We start from the raw sequence: 18,679 nt of genomic DNA, 5'->3' as shown, positions 1-18,679 counted from the left end.
GTCCGTTCCTCCACAGGCCGCGGGGCGCATCACGCATCCACAGCTGGGGCTTGTCTGCGGACGCGGACGAGCGCCACCGATATGTTGGCCGCACCCACACCTGGAGGACCGTTTGCACACCTGGCCCGGAAACCCGTACCCGCTCGGGGCGACCTACGACGGGAGCGGCACGAACTTCGCGCTGTTCTCCGAGGTCGCCGAGCGCGTCGAACTCTGTCTGTTCGATTCCGACGGCAACGAAGAATGCGTCCGCCTGCTCGAGGTGGACGCCTACGTCTGGCACGCGTACCTCCCCAACATCGGCCCCGGGCAGGAGTACGGCTTCCGCGTGCACGGCTCGTACGACCCGGACTCCGGCGCGCGCTGCAACCCGTCGAAGCTCCTGCTCGACCCGTACGCCAAGGCGACGAGCGGCGAGATCGACTGGGACCAGTCGCTCTTCTCGTACACGTTCGGCGACCCGGACTCGACCAACGACGAGGACTCCGCGTCGCACATGATGAAGGGCGTCGTGATCAACCCCTTCTTCGACTGGCAGGGTGATCGCCCGCCGCGCACGCCGTACGGCGAGACCGTCATCTACGAAGCGCACGTCAAGGGGCTCACGGAGACCCACCCGGACGTGCCGGAAGAGCAGCGCGGCACCTACGCCGGCGTCGCCCACCCCGCGGTCATCGAGCACCTGCAGCGCCTCGGCATCACCACGCTCGAGCTCATGCCGGTGCACCAGTTCGTGAACGACTCGACCCTGCAGGACAAGGGGCTGTCGAACTACTGGGGCTACAACACCATCGGTTTCTTCGCGCCGCACTCGGCGTACTCGTCGTCGGGCGACCAGGGCCAGCAGGTCCAGGAGTTCAAGACGATGGTGCGCGAGCTGCACCGCGCCGGCATCGAGGTCGTCCTCGACGTCGTCTACAACCACACCGCCGAGGGCAACCACCTCGGCCCGACGCTGTCGTTCCGCGGCATCGACAACGCGGCCTACTACCGCCTGGTCGACGACGACAAGAAGTTCTACATGGACTACACGGGCACGGGGAACTCGCTCAACGTCGGGCACCCGCACTCGCTGCAGCTCATCCTCGACTCGCTCCGCTACTGGGTGACCGAGATGCACGTCGACGGGTTCCGCTTCGACCTCGCCTCGGCGCTGGCCCGCGAGTTCTACGAGGTCGACCGGCTGTCGGCCTTCTTCGAACTGGTGCAGCAGGACCCGATCGTGTCGCAGGTCAAGCTCATCGCCGAGCCGTGGGACGTCGGCCCCGGTGGCTACCAGGTCGGCAACTTCCCGCCCCAGTGGTCCGAGTGGAACGGCAAGTACCGCGACACCGTCCGTGACTTCTGGCGCGGCGAATCGTCGACGCTCGGCGAGTTCGCCTCCCGGATCTCCGGCTCGGCCGACCTGTACGAGCACGACGGCCGCACGCCCAAGGCGAGCATCAACTTCATCACCGCGCACGACGGCTTCACGCTGTACGACCTGGTGGCCTACAACGAGAAGCACAACGAGGCCAACGGCGAGGACAACAACGACGGCGAGAGCCACAACCGGTCGTGGAACTCCGGCGCCGAGGGCCCGACCGACGACGAGTCCGTGAACGCCCTGCGGCTGCAGCGTCGCCGGAACTTCCTGGCGACCCTGCTCCTGAGCCAGGGTGTGCCGATGATCGCGCACGGCGACGAGCTCGGCCGGTCGCAGTCCGGCAACAACAACGTCTACGCGCAGGACTCCGAGCTCAGCTGGATCGACTGGGACAGCGCGGACGAAGACCTCATCCAGTTCACCGCCGACGTGGTGAAGCTGCGGCACGACCACCCCACGTTCCGCCGGACCCGGTACTTCAACGGCCGTCCGGTTCGTCGTGGCGAAGGCGAGCCGCTGCCCGACGTGGTCTGGCTGACCCCCTCGGGTGACGCCATGGACCCCGAGGACTGGGACTCCGGCTTCGGCAAGAGCGTCGGCATGTACCTGAACGGCGAGGGCATCCGCGGACGCGACGCCCGTGGTGAGCGCGTCACCGATGTCGGCTTCATCACGTACTTCAACGCCCACGACGACGTCGTGACGTTCACGCTCCCGCCCGAGGAGTACTCCCCCGGCTGGACCGTCCGGATCGACACCGCCGACCCCGGCGCCCGCGACGAGGTGCTCGACGCGGGCACCCCGCTCGACGTCCCCGCCCGGTCGATGATCGTGCTGCGTGCGGAGCCCGACCACGAGGTCACGAGCACCCCGGTCGACGCCGAGCAGGACGGCGCCCCCGAACCGGACGCCCCGCAGGACGCCGTCACCCCGGTGAACCCGGCCGGTTCCACCGCACCGAGCGGAACCGCCCGATGACCGCCGGAACGCCCGGCGCCGCGAACCGCGTCCCCGCGTCGACGTACCGGCTGCAGGTCTCGGCCGACTTCGACCTCGACGCCGCACGCGACCTGGTGGACTACGTGCACGACCTCGGCGCCGACTGGCTGTACCTGTCGCCGGTGCTGCAGGCCGAGTCCGGGTCGAACCACGGCTACGACGTGGTCGACCACACGCGGGTCGACACCGACCGCGGAGGCGACCAGGCGATGCGGGCGTTGGCCGAGGCCGCGCACGCCGTCGGCCTCGGGGTCATCGTCGACGTGGTGCCGAACCACGTCGGCGTCGCGACCCCCGAGTCGAACCCGTGGTGGTGGTCCCTGCTCGAACTCGGGCAGGGCTCGCCCGTGGCCTGGGCCTTCGACGTGGACTGGGAAGCCGGCGACGGCAGGCTCCGGGTCCCCGTGCTCGACGACCGGCTGCTCGACGCGATCACGCTGGACACGTCCGACGCCGAGCGTCCGGTGCTCCGCGTCGGCGAGACCGCCTACCCCACCGCACCCGGAACGGTGCACGACGGCGACACCGTCGAGACCGTGCACGACCGCCAGCACTACGCGTTCGTGCACTGGAAGCGTGCCGACCACGACCTGAACTACCGCCGGTTCTTCGCGGTGAACACCCTCGCGGCGATCCGCGTCGAGGAGCCCGAGGTCTTCGCGGCCTCGCACGGGGTCATCGGTGGCTGGTTCCGCGACGGACTCGTCGACGGACTGCGCATCGACCACCCGGACGGGCTGTACGACCCGGCGGGCTACCTGCAGGACCTGGCGGAGCTGACCGGCGGGGCCTACACCCTCGTCGAGAAGATCCTCGAGCCCGGCGAACAGCTGCCGAGCTCGTGGCCGGTCGACGGCACCACCGGGTACGACGCCCTCGGGGTGCTCGACCGCGTGTTCATCGACCCCGCGGGTGAACAGGCGCTGACCGCGGCGTCGGGCGCCGAACCGACCGACTGGCAGCAGCTCACGCACGACACCCGACGGGGCATCGCGGACGGCATCCTCGGCAGCGAGGTCGAGCGGCTCGCACGCCTGCTCGCGCCGAGCGCCGTGACGGAAACGATCACGCACGAGCGGCTCGTCGACGCGGTCGCCGAGATCGTGGCCTCGTTCGACGTGTACCGCACGTACCTGCCCGAGGGCGCCCACCACCTCATCACCGCGCTCGAGCGTGCCGCCGAGGCCCGACCGGACCTCGACGACGTCATCGACCGGATCGCACCGGCACTCGTCGACCCGACGAACGCGGCGGCGGTCCGACTGCAGCAGACCAGCGGCATGGTGATGGCGAAGGGCGTCGAGGACACGGCGTTCTACCGCACCTCGCGCCTGTCGTCCCTGAGCGAGGTGGGCGGCGACCCGAGCGTCTTCGCGGTCTCGGTGGCGGACTTCCACCAGGCACAGCGCGAACGGCTCGGCAGCTGGCCGCACACCATGACGACGCTCACCACCCACGACACCAAGCGCAGCGAGGACACCCGCGCCCGCATCGCCGTGCTGGCCGAGCTCGGCGAGGAGTGGGCCGCCACGCTCGAGCGTCTGCAGTCGCTCGTGCCGTTGCAGGACCGTGTGTTCGCCGACCTGCTCTGGCAGGCGATCGTCGGCGCCCGGCCCGCCAGCCGGGAGCGTCTGCACGCCTACGCCGAGAAGGCCTCCCGCGAAGCCGGTGACAGCACAACCTGGACCGAGCCCGACGAGGCGTTCGAGCAGCAGATGCACGCGATCGTCGACGCCGCGTTCGACAACCCGGACGTGGTCGCCGTACTCGACGCCCTCGACGAGCAGATCGACGCCGCCGGGTGGTCGAACGGTCTCGCCCAGAAACTCGTCCAGCTCACCGCCCCGGGCGTCCCCGACGTCTACCAGGGCACCGAGTTCTGGGACCGCTCGCTCGTCGACCCCGACAACCGTCGTCCGGTCGACTACGCCGAGCGGCGCCACGTGCTCGCCGAACTCGACGGCCCGGACGACGACGGCCCCGAGGACCTGCCGGCCATCGGCATCGACGGTGCCGCGAAGCTCCTGGTCACGACCCGTGCACTGCGCATCCGTCGGGACCACCCGGAGCTGTTCACCCGGTACCTGGAGCTCGAGGCCACCGGCAGCGCGGCCGACCACGTCATCGCGTTCGACCGCGGCGGTGCCGTGACGATCGCGACGCGTCTGCCGATCGGCCTCGACCGGGTCGGCGGCTGGGGCGACACGCTGGTGCACGCCGTCCCCGTCGAGCGCATCGACCTGCTCACCGGCCGACACGTCCCCGCCGACCGCGGGATCGCGCTGGCCGACCTGCTCACCACCTACCCGGTCGCGCTGCTCGTGCCCGCCGACGCGGTCGGTGCAGCCGGCCACGCCGACGCGGTGACCGCCGTGTCCGACGCGAGCGGTGCCTCCCGGCCCGCCGCCGACCGCACGACGGACGCCACCGAGACCGACGCGCAGGCCGAGATCGACATCCTGGAGGGTCACGCATGACCGCACCCGACCGTTACGCCGTCTGGGCGCCCGAGCCGGACCGGGTCCGGCTCGTCGTCGACGACGTCGAGTACCCGCTCACCAAGGGCGACGACGACTGGTGGTCCGCCGACGCCGTGATGCCGGTCGTCGGCGCACGCTACGGGTTCCGCATCGGCGACGACGACGCGGTCCGACCGGACCCGCGCAGCCGCTACCAGCCCGAGGGCGTGCACGGCCCGTCCGAGGTCGTCGACCCCGCACGGTTCGCGTGGACCGACGAGTCGTGGACCGGACGCCCGGCCCGCGGTGCCGTGATCTACGAGATGCACATCGGCACCTACACGCCCGAGGGCACGCTCGACGCCGCCGCCCAGAAGCTGGACCACCTGGTCGAGCTCGGGGTCGAGTTCGTCGAGCTGCTCCCCGTCAACGCCGTGAACGGCGAGTGGAACTGGGGCTACGACGGTGTCGGCTGGTTCTCCGTGCACGCCCCGTACGGCGGCCCGGACGCCTACGACCGGTTCGTCGACACGGCGCACGCGCTGGGGCTCGGGGTCATCCAGGACGTCGTCTACAACCACCTCGGACCGAGCGGCAACTACCTGCCGCTGTACGGCCCGTACCTGCTGGCCGGGCTCGGCAACACCTGGGGTGACTCGGTGAACGTCGAGCACCCCGAGGTCCGTCGGTACGTGCTCGACAACGTGCGCATGTGGTTCCGCGACCACCACGTCGACGGGCTCCGGCTCGACGCCGTGCACGCGATCCGCGACACCACCCGCCCGCACGTGCTGGCGTCGATGGCCGACGAGACCGACGCCTACTCGTCGTTCATCGGGCGTCCGCTGTCGCTCATCGCGGAGTCCGACCTCAACGACCCGGTGATGTTCCGGCCGCGCGAGGCCGCCGGGTACGGCCTCGCCGGGCAGTGGTCGGACGACTTCCACCACGCCGTGCACGTGGCGCTCACCGGCGAGACGAACGGCTACTACGCCGACTTCGCTCCGCTGTCGGCGCTGGCGAAGGTGTTCGAGGACGGCTTCTTCCACGACGGCACGTGGTCGTCGTTCCGCGGCAAGCGGCACGGCCGGCCGATCGACCGTGGCACCTCCCCCGTGACGGCCCTGGTCGTCGCGAACCAGAACCACGACCAGATCGGCAACCGCGCCGCCGGCGACCGGCTCGCCGCGACGCTCGACGACGAGGGGCTCGTGATCGCCGCGGCCCTGACCCTGCTCGGGCCGTTCACGCCGATGCTGTTCATGGGTGAGGAGTTCGCGGCCTCGACGCCGTGGCAGTTCTTCACCTCGCACCCGGAGCCCGAGCTCGGCAAGGCCACCGCAGAAGGGCGCATCGCGGAGTTCGCCGAGCACGGGTGGGACGAGTCAGCGGTGCCGGACCCGCAGGACCCGACGACGTTCACCAACTCCAAGCTCGACTGGGCCGACGTCAGCTCGGAGCGGGGCGCGGCGATCCTGCGTGCCTACCGGGTGCTCATCGCCCTGCGGCGCACCGACCAGGCGTTCGTCGACCACCGCTACGAGGCGAACGCCGTCCGCTTCAGCGAGGACCGCCGCTGGCTCGTGCTCACGCGCGGGCTGCTCGGCCCCGACGTGGCGCCGGTGCACGTCGTGGTGAACTTCGCCGACGACGCAGCCGAGGTCCCGGTGCCCGACGCCGTGGGCGAAGAGCTCTACGGCTTCGGCGCGACAGAGGTCGATGCTGGCGTCGTCCGGTTCCGCGGCCGCGGCGTGGTCGTGCTGCGCTAGCCGACCGCGGGCTGCGCGAGCCACCCGCTGGCAGCACACACGAACGGCGACGAACCCACTGGGTCCGTCGCCGTTCGTGTGTTCAGGCGCTCGCGTGTCCCCGGCGTCAGCCCGCGTGGTCGGCCACCGCGTGCGCGTTCTTCCGCACGGACGGCAGCTTGCGGTGGTCCTTCACCAGGGAGCGGGTCTCGCGGATCCGGCGGTCGATGCCCCACTTCGTCACGAGCGCCAGGCTCTCGCGCACGATGTTGCCGCTCATCTTCGAGACGCCGAACTCCCGCTCGGTGAACGTGATCGGGGTCTCCACGACCCGCAGCCCAGCCTCGAGGGCACGCCAGCACAGGTCCACCTGGAAGCAGTACCCCTTCGACGCGACCCCGGCGAGGTCGATCCGCTCGAACGCGCGCGACGTGAAGACCCGGAACCCGCCGGTCGCATCGCGCACCGCGATGCCCAGGGCGAGGCGGGTGTACAGGTTGCCCCCGCGGGAGAGCAGGAGCCGGTACCAGGGCCAGTTCTCGACCTTGCCGCCCTTGATCCACCGGGAGCCGAGCACCAGGTCGTTCGAGTCGGCGAGCTCGAGCATCCACGGCAGGTACTCGGGGTGGTGGGAGCCGTCGGCGTCCATCTCGACGAGCTTGGCGTAGCCGTGTTCCAGGCCCCACGCGAAGCCGGACAGGTACGCGCCGCCCAGGCCGTCCTTGACGGTGCGGTGCATGACGTGCACCCGGTCGGTCTCGCGGGCGATGGCGTCCGCGATGTCACCGGTACCGTCGGGTGAGTTGTCGTCGACGACGAGCACGTGCACGGAGTCGTCGGTCGCGGCCAACGTGCGCTCGACGATCGGCCGGACGTTCTCGGCTTCGTCGTAGGTCGGGATGATGACCAGGGTCTCGCTCATGGTGCTCCTCGTGCTCCACCCGAATGTACCGGGCCGTGGCTGCGCTCCTCCGCGGAGCGCGCTGCGAACACGGTCAGCGTGACCGGTCCTCGCCTGGACGTGGGCGGGGTGGACACGCACCGAGACGGACGGGAGGCCCGGTGCCAGCTGGCACCGGGCCTCCCGTCCGTCGGTCGGTTGCGTCTACGCGGGGCGCGACGACGGGGACACGTTCTTCGACGCGTCCCGTTCCGGGATGTCGCCGAGTGCCTCGTCGATCGCCGCGAGGGCGTCCGCGTCGAGCTTGACGCCGGCGGCCTTCACGTTGTCGGTGACCTGCTGCGGACGCGAGGCGCCGACGATGGCGCTCGCGACGTTCTCGTTCTGCAGGGTCCACGCGATCGCGAGCTGTGCGAGCGTGAGGCCGGCCTGGTCGGCGACGGGCTGCAGGCGCTGCACGGCTTCGAGGACCTCGTCGCGCATGAACCGCTTGATCATGTCCGCGCCGCCCTTCTCGTCCGTGGCACGCGAACCCTCGGGCAGGGGCTGACCCGGCTTGTACTTGCCGGTCAGGACGCCCTGCGCGATGGGCGACCAGACGATCTGCGACAGGCCGAGCTGCTTCGAGGCGGGGACGACCTCGCCCTCGATGACCCGCCACAGCATCGAGTACTGCGGCTGGTTCGAGATGAGCTGGAAGCCGAGCTCCTTGGCGAGTGCGGCACCGGCGCGGATCTGCTCGGCGGACCACTCGCTGACGCCGATGTAGAGCGCCTTGCCCTGGCGGACGACGTCGGCGAAGGCCTGCATCGTCTCTTCGAGGGGGGTCTCGTAGTCGTAGCGGTGTGCCTGGTAGAGGTCGACGTAGTCGGTCTGCAGTCGCTCGAGCGAGCCGTCGATCGACTCCATGATGTGCTTGCGGCTGAGGCCGACGTCGTTGTGTCCCTTCGGGCCGGTCGGCCAGTAGACCTTCGTGAAGACCTCGAGCGACTGGCGCCGCTCGCCCTTGAGCGCCTCGCCGAGGACGGTCTCGGCGGCAGTGTTGGCGTACGTGTCCGCGGTGTCGAACGTGGTGATGCCGGCGTCGAGCGCTGCCCGCACGCACTGGGTGGCGACGTCGTTCTCGACCTGCGAGCCGTGCGTCAGCCAGTTGCCGTAGGTGATCTCGGAGATCTTGAGTCCGGAGTTGCCCAGGTACCTGAATTCCATGGTCCCGACGCTACTGGAGTGAGCGCGCACGTGAGGGGTCCCGCGAGTGCCTGTCGGGGTGGGTGGCGTGGGGGCGTGCGCTTGGGTGGGTGGGTCCGAGGTCAGGTCAGGGTCAGGTCGGGGTCGGGTCGGGGTCGGTGGTCGGTGGTCGGTGGTCGGTGGTCGGTGGTCGGGACCGGGATACGCGAGCGGGCGAAATGCCACGGTGCTCTTGCCAGCCCACCCACACATTTCGCCCGCTCGCCCGGATGACCCCGGGCTGCGGCTTCCGTGCTCCCTGCCGTCGCCTCCACCCCGCGAACGGGCGAAACACCGCGGTGCGGTCGGCGGCGGGCGCGGTGTTTCGCCCGCTCACGGGGGCAACCGTCCCTCCACATGGGCGAGAGCGGGCAAGCCGTCCACAGAGGAGGCCCGAATCCCGTCCTCGGGGTCGGCTCGCCGTCACGCTGTGGAGATGACCGCAAGACGCCGACTCCCGATGGCACTCCGCGACGCTTCGTTCCGGGTACGGGATGCGCTGCACCGAGGCGTTTCGCGTGGCCGACTCGACGCTCGAGATCTCGTCCGCCCGTTCCACGGCGTCCGATCAGCGTTCCCACCGGAGTCCGTGGATGAACGAGCAAGGGCGCTCACTCCTCGACTCCGCCCCGATCAGGTCTTCAGTCACGTCACTGCGGCAGCGATCATCGGCGTCCCGCTCCCCCGCCGTCTCGAACGCGATCAGCGGTTGCACGTCACGACGATCGGTACCGACCAAGCGCTCCGGGTTCGCGGCACGGTCGGCCACCGAGCTCGGTACGGATCGGTCCGCGCGACGATCGCACGAGGAGTGCCGCTGACCACTCCGGCCGACACGTTCGTCGCACTGGGCTCGATGCTGACGCTCGACGAACTCATCGTCGCGGGCGACGCGCTCGTGGGGTGGCTCGGCTGGGCGACGCTCGACGAACTCGCCCAGGCCGTCCGACGACGACGCGGCATTCGCGGCATCGTGAAGCTCCGCCTCGCGCTCGATGAGATCCGGAGGGGATCTCGGTCTCCCGGAGAGACCCGGACGCGGCTGGCACTCGTCCGCTGCGGACTCCCGGAACCGGCGCTCAACCACGATGTCGTCGTCGACGGGCAGTGGATTGCATGTGTGGACCTCGCCTACCCCGATGCCAGGGTTGCGATCGAGTACGAGAGCGATCTGCACCGCACTGATCCAGCCACCTTCCGGAAGGACCTGACGCGCGGGGAGCACCTCAAGGACGTCGACTGGTGGCTCGTCAGAGCAACAGCAGACGACGTCGCGCATGGTGTCGACCGTTTCGTGCACCGCATCCGTCAGCTGCTCGAGGTCGGCGCCAGAGGTGCCCACGACACGCGGTTTGCGACACTTGGGTGAACAATGGTTGACGCTTCAACCAAAACGGTGCACACTGTCGTAGTATCAACTCGATGCAGGCGCATGGAACGCGTCGCACCGCAGACTCTCGTTCGGAAGAAGGACCACCATGACGCTCACCGCTGACACCGTTCCCGGCTACAAGACCGGCATCTGGAAGATCGACCCGACCCACTCCGAGGTCACCTTCTCGGTCCGCCACCTCGCCATCAGCAAGGTCAAGGGCAAGTTCGAGACGTTCGACGCCACCGTCGTTACCGCCGAGAACCCGCTCGAGTCGACCGTCGAGGCCAACATCGACGTCGCGTCGATCAACACCGGCCAGGAGCAGCGCGACCAGCACCTCAAGACGAGCGACTTCTTCCTCACCGAGGAGCACCCGCAGCTGACCTTCCGCTCGACGAGCATCGAGGCGAAGGGCGACGACCTGCACATTGCGGGCGACCTGACCCTGCGCGGCGTCACCAAGCCGGTCGTCCTCAAGGCCGAGCTCGGTGGCTTCACCACGGACGGCTACGGCCAGGTCAAGTTCGGTGCCGAGGCGACCACGAAGATCGACCGCACCGAGTTCGGTGTGAACTGGAACGCGGCGCTCGAGGCCGGTGGCTTCACGCTCGGCAACGACGTCACGATCAACCTCGACGTCCAGTTCGTCCTCCAGGCGGCCTGAGCCACCTCTGACTCAACGCCCGACTGAGGGCACCGAGCGGCACTCCCCGAACCCGAGAAGAACGCCCCGACTCCGCACGGAGTCGGGGCGTTCTTCGTTGTCGGCACCGCTCCCCCGACCACGAGCGGGCGAAACACCCTGGCCCTTCGTCCTGTCACGTCAGGCATTCCGCCCGCTCGACGATGCCGGGCGCCGAAGTCGACGCTGATCCCCGCAATCACGCCCACGCCGGCGCCCGTGCGCACGCCCACGCCCACGAGCGGGCGAAAGACCGTGAAGATCCCCGTGGCAGGCCGGACATTTCGCCCGCTCGCGCAACGAGGCGCGAGCACGCCCGGGACAGGGAGGCAGCGGGCACGAGCGGACGAGCGCACGAGCGCCCGAGCACCCGAGCACCCGAGCGCCCGCCCCCGCCCCCGCCCCCGCGTAACGTTGGCACGTGCGACGGCACCGAGGGGAATCCGCGCGCCGGACCCCGAGTTGCACGAGAAGCACCAACCACGAGCACGCCCGCACGACGAACAGGAGCACCACCATGGCCACCGACTGGATCGCGATGCAGGCCCTCGCGGCAGCCGAGTTCGGCCGCCGCGTCGCCGCCGTCACCGACTGGGACGCCCCCACCCCCGACTCCGAGTGGACCACCCGCGACCTCGTCGCCCACGTCGTCGACGAGCAGCGCTGGATCCCGAAGCTCCTGACCGGGTGCGACTACGCCCAGGCCCAGGCCGACCTCGAGCCGATCGGCGACGACCTGGTGGCCGAGTGGCACCGGTTCGCCACGGCGGCCAGCGACGCCTGGCGGAACGCCCCGCAGGACACCCCCGTGCACCTCAGCACCGACGTCGTCCCCGCCGCGCAGTACCTCACCGAGCAGACGAGCGACATCACGATCCACACGTGGGACCTCGCCCGGGCGACCGGCACCGAGGAGTCCCTGCCCGACGAGCTCGTCCGCGCCGTGTGGGAGTACTTCGAGCCGCAGATCGAGGACCTCGCCGCCACCGGCCTGTACGCACCCCCGGTCGACGTCACCGAGGACTCCCCGCTCCAGGTCCGCCTGCTCGCGGTCACAGGCCGTGATGCCAGAGTGACAGCATGACCACCGACACGAGCGGCACCACCACGGAGACGAACAGCATGACCACCGACACGAAGCGCCTCGGCAACTCGGGGCTCGAGATCAGCAACGTCGTCCTCGGCATGATGTCGTACGGCGACCCGGACCGCGGCTCGCACGCCTGGAGCGTCGGCATCGACGACGCCCGCCCGTTCGTCCGTCGCGCGTTCGAGGCCGGCATCACGACCTTCGACACCGCGAACGTCTACTCGGACGGCAGCAGCGAGGAGATCACCGGCACGCTCCTCGCCGAGCTGGCTCCGCGCGAGGACGTCCAGGTCTTCACGAAGGTCTTCAACCGGATGCGGCCCGGCCGGAACGGCGCCGGGCTGTCCCGCGCGGCGATCATGCACGAGATCGACGCGTCCCTGACCCGCCTGGGCACGGACTACGTCGACCTGTACCAGATCCACCGCTTCGACCCGGTGACGCCGATCGAGGAGACCATGGAGGCCCTCCACGACGTCGTCAAGGCCGGCAAGGCCCGCTACATCGGCGCGAGCAGCATGTGGGCGTGGCAGTTCGCCGAGATGCAGCACACCGCGGAGCGCCACGGCTGGACGAAGTTCGTGAGCATGCAGGACCAGTACAACCTGCTCGAACGCGAGGAGGAGCGCGAGATGCTCCCCTTCTGCGAGCACACCGGCGTCGGCGTGATCCCGTGGAGCCCCCTCGCCCGCGGCCGCGTCACCCGCCCCTGGGACGCCTCCGGTTCGGGCTCACGCGCGCAGACCGACGAGTTCGGCAAGACCCTCTACAAGCAGGACGAGGACGCCAACCGCGCGATCGTCGACGCGGTCGAGGCCGTCGCCACCGAGCGCGGCGTCCCGATGGCGCAGGTCGCCCTGGCCTGGGTCGCCGGCAAGCCCGCGGTCTCCGCGCCCATCGTCGGCGCGACGAAGGAGCACCACATCGACGACGCGGTGGCCGCAGCGTCGCTGACGCTCACCGACGACGAGGTCACGCGACTCGAGTCCGCGTACACGCCCCGGGTGCCGTCGGGTTTCTGACGCCCCCACGAGCGGACGGGAGGCACGGTGCCAGCTGGCACCGTGCCTCCCGTCCGTCAGGTGGTCACGGTGACCGCCGTGGTCAGGCGACCGCGCTGCCGTCAGCGCGCTGCAGGCGCGCGATGCGCCGCCGCGCGGCTCGTTCGGAACCGGTCTGGTCGTCGAGCACCGCACCGATCCCGTCGAGCACGAGCTTCGTGGTGCGGACCACCGGCAGCTCCACCGGGCCGACGATCGGCGCACGGAGGCCGAGGAGCGAGCGGTGCCGCGGGTCGAGCGTGGACACCGCTCCCTGGAACACGGCGCGGTAGCCGGGTCGCAGCAGGCGGGAGAGCGGCGGGTCCTTGATGAACCGGACGACGTCGCGGGTGCGCGAGTCGACCAGGAGTTCGCCGCGGTCGAGGTACCCGTTCATCTGGGCACGGAGCTCCGCCTCGGACTCGGGCGGGTCGACGATGCGCATGAGGCGCCCGGCCTCGGCCCACTCCCGCACGTAGGCGTCGGCGCCGCCGGGGATCGGGCCTCCCCACCGCTGGGCGGCGCGGAGGAACGCGTCGGTGAAGGCGAGGTGCACCCAGCGCGCCAGGTCTGGGTCGTTCGCCGCGTAGGGGCGGGTGGTGCCGTGCGCGTCGACGTACTGCCCGCGGACCCGCTCGTGGAGCCGGAGCACCCAGTCGCTGCCGCTGCGGGCGGTCTGCCGGTCGCCGTACGTGACCGTCGCGATCCACCGGCTGGTGCCGGCCAGACGGCCGAACGGGTCCTCGCGGTACCGGGAGTGGTCGGCGACGCCGGCGAGCGCGCCGGGGTGCAGCGCCTGGACGAGCAGTGCCCGCACGCCGGCGACGATGCCGTGGCTCCCACCGTGCACCGCCCACGTGGCCGAGCCCGGACCGAAGAAGCCCGCGTCGGTGCCGTGTTCCAGGTCGTCCATCCAGGCTTCCGTGCCGGTCGAACCACCCGTGAACGTCTGGTTGAGGCGGGACCGGAAGACGTCGGAGACAGTGGACATGTCGTCATGTTCCGTCCGTCACCTGGGCGCGGGGGTGGCATCGCGCAAAGTGGCCCTCCCAGCGTGCACGGGGGCGGCCCACTAGGTTGGGTCGGGTGAGCATCGACACGCCTCGTCCCTGGCTTGCCTCGTACGCCCCGGGGGTCCCGCACGACATCGAGGAACAGAGTGGTTCCCTGTACGACCTGGTCGAGCAGTCGGCCCGGAAGTTCCCCAGGCAGGTCGCCCTCGAGTTCTTCAAGCGCACCACGAGCTACGCCGACCTCGAGGAGCAGATCCTCCGCGCGGCGAACGGCCTGCGGAAGCTCGGCGTGGGCGCGGGTGACCGCGTCGCCATCGTCCTGCCGAACTGCCCGCAGCACATCGTGGCGTTCTACGCGGTGCTGCGGCTCGGCGCGATCGTGGTCGAGCACAACCCGCTGTACACGCCGCGGGAACTCCGCCACCAGTTCGAGGACCACGGCGCCAAGGTCGCCATCGCGTGGGACAAGTCCGTCGCGACGCTGCAGGACTTCCCGGCCGACGTGCACCTCGACGCGATCGTCTCGGTCGACATCACCCGGGCCATGCCCCGGAGCACCCGGCTCGCGCTGTCGCTGCCGGTCGCGAAGGCCCGGGAGTCCCGGGCGAAGCTGACGGCGAAGGTGCGCGGCACGGTCAAGTGGGACGACCTCGCCGACACGCGCAAGCTGTCGAAGCGGCACCCGCGGCCGGGAACCGACGACGTCGCGCTGATCCAGTACACGTCAGGCACCACCGGGACGCCGAAGGGCGCGGTGCTGAGCCACCGGAACCTGCTGGCGAACGCCGCGCAGGCCCGGGCGTGGGTGCCGCAGATCCGCCGCGGCGACAACGTCGTGTACGCGGTGCTGCCGATGTTCCACGCCTACGGCCTGACGCTCTGCCTGACCTTCGCGATGAGCATGGCCTCGCGGCTCGTGCTCTTCCCCGCGTTCGACCCCGCCCTCGTCCTGACGGCGATCAAGCGCCACCCACCGACGTTCCTGCCGGCCGTGCCGCCGATCTACGCCCGGCTGCAGCACGCGGCCGACTCGGCGAAGGTGTCGCTCAAGGGCATCGAGATCGGCATCTCCGGCGCCATGCCGCTGTCGCAGGACATCGTCGAACCGTGGGAGGCCCGGACCGACGGCTACCTGGTCGAGGGCTACGGCCTGTCCGAGTGCTCCCCGGTCCTGATGGCCAACCCGGTCTCCCCCGAGCGTCGACTCGGGTCGATCGGCCTGCCGCTGTCCTCCACCGAGGCGCGCGTGGTCGACCCCGACGACGACACGAAGGTGCTCGGCATCGACGAGCCCGGCGAACTGCAGGTCCGTGGCCCGCAGGTGTTCCGCGGCTACTGGGGCAAGGCCGAGGCCACCGACGAGGTCTTCACGCCCGACGGCTGGTTCCGCACCGGTGACATCGTGGCCATCGACGCCGACGGGTACGTCCGGATCGTCGACCGCCTCAAGGAACTCATCATCACCGGCGGCTTCAACGTGTCGCCGTCCGAGGTCGAGGACACCCTGCTCAAGCACCCCAGCGTCAAGGAGGTCGCGGTCGTCGGCATCACGCAGGGCGGCAACGAGCAGGTCGTCGCCGCTGTCGTGCCGAAGGACCCCTCGACGTTCGACGCGGCCGCGCTCCGGGCCTGGTCGCGCGAGCACCTGGCGGCGTACAAGGTGCCGCGCCGGGTCGTCGTGGTCGAGGACCTGCCGCGCTCGATGATCGGCAAGGTGCTGCGGCGGAAGGTGCGGGACCAGATCCTGGACGGCTGACGGGCACTCCCGGGGCGGCGCCGCTCCCGCTGACGCGCGGGCGCCGCTGCTGGTCAGCCGGCGCGCCGCTGCTGGTCAGCCGGCGCGCCGCGCAGGCAGCGCCAGCACGGACAGCCCGGCGACCACCAGCACGATGCCGGCCCATCCGCCGAGCCCCAGGCGCTCCCCCACCACGAGCACCGCGAGCACCGCGGCCACGACGGGCTCGAGCAGGGACAGCAGCGTCGCGACCGACGCCGTCACCGTCCGGAGCCCGAGCGCGTACAGCGAGTGCCCGATCACCGTCGGCACCAGCGCCAGGTACAGGAACACCGGCCAGTTGCCGGCGTCGGTCAGGAACGGCCCGCCCGCCACCACGGCGAGCACGACGAGCGGCACCGCGGCCACCCCGAACACCGCGCCGACGAGCCCGCGTTCGTTCGGCCCGCGGGCAGCCCGTGCGGCTGCGACCCCGACGTCCCCACCGACCGGCATGCTGTCGGACTCCGCGCGACCGACGGCGATCGGCATCCGGCTCGTCGCGGCGTGCATCCCCCGCGCCACCGCCCACGAGTACAGCGCGTACGTCAGACCGGCGACCAGGGCGCTGCCGACGCCGACCGCGAGTGACCGCCCGCCACCGTCGTGCTCGGAGCGCGCGAGGGTGACGACGACCATGCCGACCACGCTCACCAGGGTGGCGACGACCCACCGCCGGGTGACGCGCCTCCGGTCGGCGACCCACTCGACCAGGCCGGCGAAGACGGGCGACGAGCCGATGGCCAGGGTCGTGCCGAGCGCGACCCCGGCGTCGGCGAGGGCCGCGTAGAACGCGACCGCGTAGACCACGAGCGATGCGGCCCCGAGCAGTGCCCAGCCGCGGGTCCGGCGCTGCGTGACGGCACGCAGCGTGCCCCGACCAGCGGTCGCGGCGAGCACGAGTCCGCCGAGCCCGAAGGTCACCGCACCGAACACGAACGCCGGCACACCGGGCGCGAAGTGCGTCGCGGTCCCGGTGGTGCCCCAGACCGCCGCGGCGACCGCGATCGCCGCCAGGCCGCCGACGGGCCTGGAGGCACGCCCCGCGCCCGGTCCGTGGCTCACGAGACGTGGACGCTCGGCCGTCGGTTCACTTCGGGTTCCGCTTCGCGCAGGACCTCGCGCGTGACGGGGGCGACGTCGCCGGCACCGGTGAACACGAAGCGCAGGGCGTTGCGGATGGGGCTGCCCTCGTTCCACTCGAAGTAGATGCTCGGCACCACCCCGGCGAGGTCGCGGATGGCGAGGAGCGTCGACGCGATGGTGTTCGGGACGTTGCCGGAACGGACCTTGAGCACGCGGAACCCGTGGATGACGTGGCCTTCGACCACCAGGTCCTCTTCGAAGTCGGAGGAGTCGGCGGGCAGGACCTCGAGGAACATCGTCGGCACGCGGGCCGGGATGCCGGAGTCGCGGCGTTCCTCGCGCCCCTTCGCCCTGTACGCCTCGGCCGTGCCGGCACCGGGTTCGTTGGCGATGATGCAGACCGAGCTGAACTGGTCGGCGTCGGCCTCGACGAACTGGCGGGCGGTCGCGTCGAGCTCGATCGACGACGCCCGGAGCTCGAACGAACGCCGCACGCGCGAGATGAGCGAGACCACGACGATCGCGATGATGAAGATCGCCGCGATCCGCACGCCGTCGGGCCGCTCGATCACGTTCGCGACGGTGGTGTAGACGAACACCACCGAGATCACGCCGAACGCGATGGTGCGCTTGCGCTGCTGCTTGCGGCGCGCGGACAGCGTCACCGCGACCGCGGCGCTCGTGATGAGCACGAGCACGCCGGTGGCGTAGGCGCCGCCCTGCGCGTCGACGTCGGCCTGGAAGATGATCGTGATGACGAACGCGATGAGCGTGAAGATGATCACGAGCGGACGCACCGCACGCGCCCACTGCGGTGCCATGCCGTAACGGGGCAGGAATCGCGGCACCAGGTTGAGGAGCCCCGCCATCGCGCTCGCGCCGGCGAACCACAGGATGGCGACGGTCGAGAAGTCGTAGATCGACCCGAACACGCCGCCCATGTACTCGTGCGCGAGGTAGGCCAGGGCGCGCCCGTTCGCACCGCCGCCCGGCTGGAACTCACGCTGCGGGATGAGGAACGTCGTCACGATCGACGACGTGATGAGGAACGAGCTCATGATGAGCGCCGCGACGGTCAGCAGGCGCTTGGTGCCACGGATCCGGCCCTCGGGTCGGTCGCTGGTGTCGTCGGTGGCGTCGCCGCGGACCTGTGGCATCACCGCGACACCGGTCTCGAACCCGGAGAGCCCGAGCGCGAGCTTCGGGAACACGATCAGGGCGATGCCGACCATCACGAGCGGGTTGCTGTGCTGCGCCGTCAGCCCGGACCACCAGTCACTCGCCACCATCGGGTTCTCGAACACGTGCCAGAGGGCGACGATGATGACGACGGCGTTCAGGGCGAGGAACACCGCGACGAGGCCGACCGCGATGCCGATGGCCTCCTTGAACCCGCGCAGGAACACGATGCCGAGCAGGAGCAGCAGCGCCAGGGTGAGCGGCACCGGGATCTCGGTGAACCAGTGCGGCGTGTACGGGTTCTCGGCGATGTGCGCCGTGGCGTCGGCCGCCGACAGGGTCATCGTGATCATGAAGTCCGTCACGGCGAACCCGAGCAGCACCAGCACGAGCAGCTTGCCCGCCCACCACGGCAGGAGCTTCTCGAGCATCATGATCGACCCGGCGCCCCGGAAGCTGTCGTGGGCGATCCGGCGGTAGACCGGCAGCGCCCCGAACAGCGTGACGAGCACGAGGACGATCGTCGCGATCGGCGACAGCAGACCCGCGGCGAGCGCAGCGATGGCGGGCTGGTACCCGAGGGTGGAGAAGTAGTCGACGCCGGTCAGGCACATGACCCGCCACCACGGGTGGGTCTTCTCGACCTCGACCTGGTGCGGGCCCTGGTGGGAGGCTCCCTGGTCGGCCCCGTGCAGCATCCACCGGCGCAGGCGGGTGCTGCGGTCGAGGGGCTGCTCGGT

13 protein-coding genes are annotated in these 18,679 nt (G+C 70.6%); 8 read left to right on the top strand and 5 right to left on the bottom strand.

Annotated elements, in window-relative coordinates:
• Nucleotides 1-112: 112 nt before the first annotated feature.
• The 3 genes from glgX to treZ are packed head-to-tail and all read left to right on the top strand — an operon-like array spanning nucleotide 113 to nucleotide 6,593.
• Entirely contained in the window at nucleotides 113-2,344 is a 2,232-nt protein-coding gene (glgX, locus tag DEJ19_RS05400) for a glycogen debranching protein GlgX (protein ID WP_111234316.1), read from the top strand.
• Nucleotides 2,341-4,842, top strand: a complete 2,502-nt coding sequence (gene treY, locus DEJ19_RS05395; protein ID WP_111101518.1) for a malto-oligosyltrehalose synthase — start codon at nucleotides 2,341-2,343, stop codon at nucleotides 4,840-4,842. Before glgX ends, treY begins: the two co-directional genes overlap by 4 nt.
• Nucleotides 4,839-6,593: a malto-oligosyltrehalose trehalohydrolase gene (treZ, locus tag DEJ19_RS05390; RefSeq protein WP_111234317.1), complete on the top strand. Its 1,755-nt coding sequence runs from the start codon at nucleotides 4,839-4,841 to the stop codon at nucleotides 6,591-6,593. Before treY ends, treZ begins: the two co-directional genes overlap by 4 nt.
• A gap of 106 nt (nucleotides 6,594-6,699) precedes the next feature.
• On the opposite strand, the gene DEJ19_RS05385 is transcribed toward treZ, so the two are convergent.
• Both DEJ19_RS05385 and DEJ19_RS05380 read right to left on the bottom strand, forming a co-directional pair.
• On the bottom strand, nucleotides 6,700-7,494 hold the full coding sequence (locus tag DEJ19_RS05385) for a polyprenol monophosphomannose synthase (protein WP_071405494.1): 795 nt from the start codon (nucleotides 7,492-7,494) through the stop codon (nucleotides 6,700-6,702).
• A gap of 183 nt (nucleotides 7,495-7,677) precedes the next feature.
• Nucleotides 7,678-8,682: an aldo/keto reductase family protein gene (locus DEJ19_RS05380; RefSeq protein WP_071405490.1), complete on the bottom strand. Its 1,005-nt coding sequence runs from the start codon at nucleotides 8,680-8,682 to the stop codon at nucleotides 7,678-7,680.
• An 829-nt stretch (nucleotides 8,683-9,511) separates the two neighbouring features.
• On the opposite strand from DEJ19_RS05380, the gene DEJ19_RS05375 reads away from it, so the two are divergent.
• The 4 genes from DEJ19_RS05375 to DEJ19_RS05360 all read left to right on the top strand — a co-directional run bounded on the left by DEJ19_RS05375 (nucleotide 9,512) and on the right by DEJ19_RS05360 (nucleotide 12,869).
• A complete protein-coding gene (locus DEJ19_RS05375; protein ID WP_146250733.1) occupies nucleotides 9,512-10,069 on the top strand; it encodes a putative endonuclease domain-containing protein in 558 nt (185 codons plus the stop codon).
• 109 nt (nucleotides 10,070-10,178) lie between these two features.
• Nucleotides 10,179-10,739 (top strand): YceI family protein, encoded by a 561-nt coding sequence (locus DEJ19_RS05370; RefSeq protein ID WP_111234261.1) that lies wholly within the window; start codon nucleotides 10,179-10,181, stop codon nucleotides 10,737-10,739.
• Between the two features lie 535 nt (nucleotides 10,740-11,274).
• Entirely contained in the window at nucleotides 11,275-11,841 is a 567-nt protein-coding gene (locus DEJ19_RS05365; RefSeq protein WP_111234262.1) for a TIGR03086 family metal-binding protein, read from the top strand.
• Nucleotides 11,838-12,869, top strand: a complete 1,032-nt coding sequence (locus DEJ19_RS05360; RefSeq protein ID WP_111234263.1) for an aldo/keto reductase — start codon at nucleotides 11,838-11,840, stop codon at nucleotides 12,867-12,869. The genes DEJ19_RS05365 and DEJ19_RS05360 overlap by 4 nt, the downstream gene beginning before the upstream one ends.
• An 82-nt stretch (nucleotides 12,870-12,951) precedes the next feature.
• On the opposite strand, the gene DEJ19_RS05355 is transcribed toward DEJ19_RS05360, so the two are convergent.
• Nucleotides 12,952-13,878 carry an oxygenase MpaB family protein gene (locus DEJ19_RS05355; RefSeq protein ID WP_110864492.1) on the bottom strand — a complete coding sequence of 309 codons (927 nt, stop codon included), beginning with the start codon at nucleotides 13,876-13,878 and terminating at the stop codon, nucleotides 12,952-12,954.
• A gap of 95 nt (nucleotides 13,879-13,973) precedes the next feature.
• Here DEJ19_RS05355 and DEJ19_RS05350 point away from each other — a divergent pair, with 95 nt between their 5' ends.
• On the top strand, nucleotides 13,974-15,656 hold the full coding sequence (locus tag DEJ19_RS05350; RefSeq protein ID WP_111234264.1) for a long-chain-fatty-acid--CoA ligase: 1,683 nt from the start codon (nucleotides 13,974-13,976) through the stop codon (nucleotides 15,654-15,656).
• Nucleotides 15,657-15,731: 75 nt separating this feature from the next.
• Here DEJ19_RS05350 and DEJ19_RS05345 read toward each other — a convergent pair whose 3' ends face one another.
• On the bottom strand, nucleotides 15,732-16,739 hold the full coding sequence (locus tag DEJ19_RS05345) for an EamA family transporter (RefSeq protein ID WP_111234265.1): 1,008 nt from the start codon (nucleotides 16,737-16,739) through the stop codon (nucleotides 15,732-15,734).
• On the bottom strand, nucleotides 16,736-18,637 hold the full coding sequence (locus DEJ19_RS05340) for an APC family permease (RefSeq protein WP_217500037.1): 1,902 nt from the start codon (nucleotides 18,635-18,637) through the stop codon (nucleotides 16,736-16,738). The genes DEJ19_RS05345 and DEJ19_RS05340 overlap by 4 nt, the downstream gene beginning before the upstream one ends.
• Nucleotides 18,638-18,679 lie beyond the last annotated feature (42 nt).

The organism is Curtobacterium sp. MCSS17_016, from assembly GCF_003234255.2.
GTDB lineage: Bacteria > Actinomycetota > Actinomycetes > Actinomycetales > Microbacteriaceae > Curtobacterium > Curtobacterium flaccumfaciens.
This window is presented reverse-complemented; position numbering and strand designations above follow the sequence as displayed.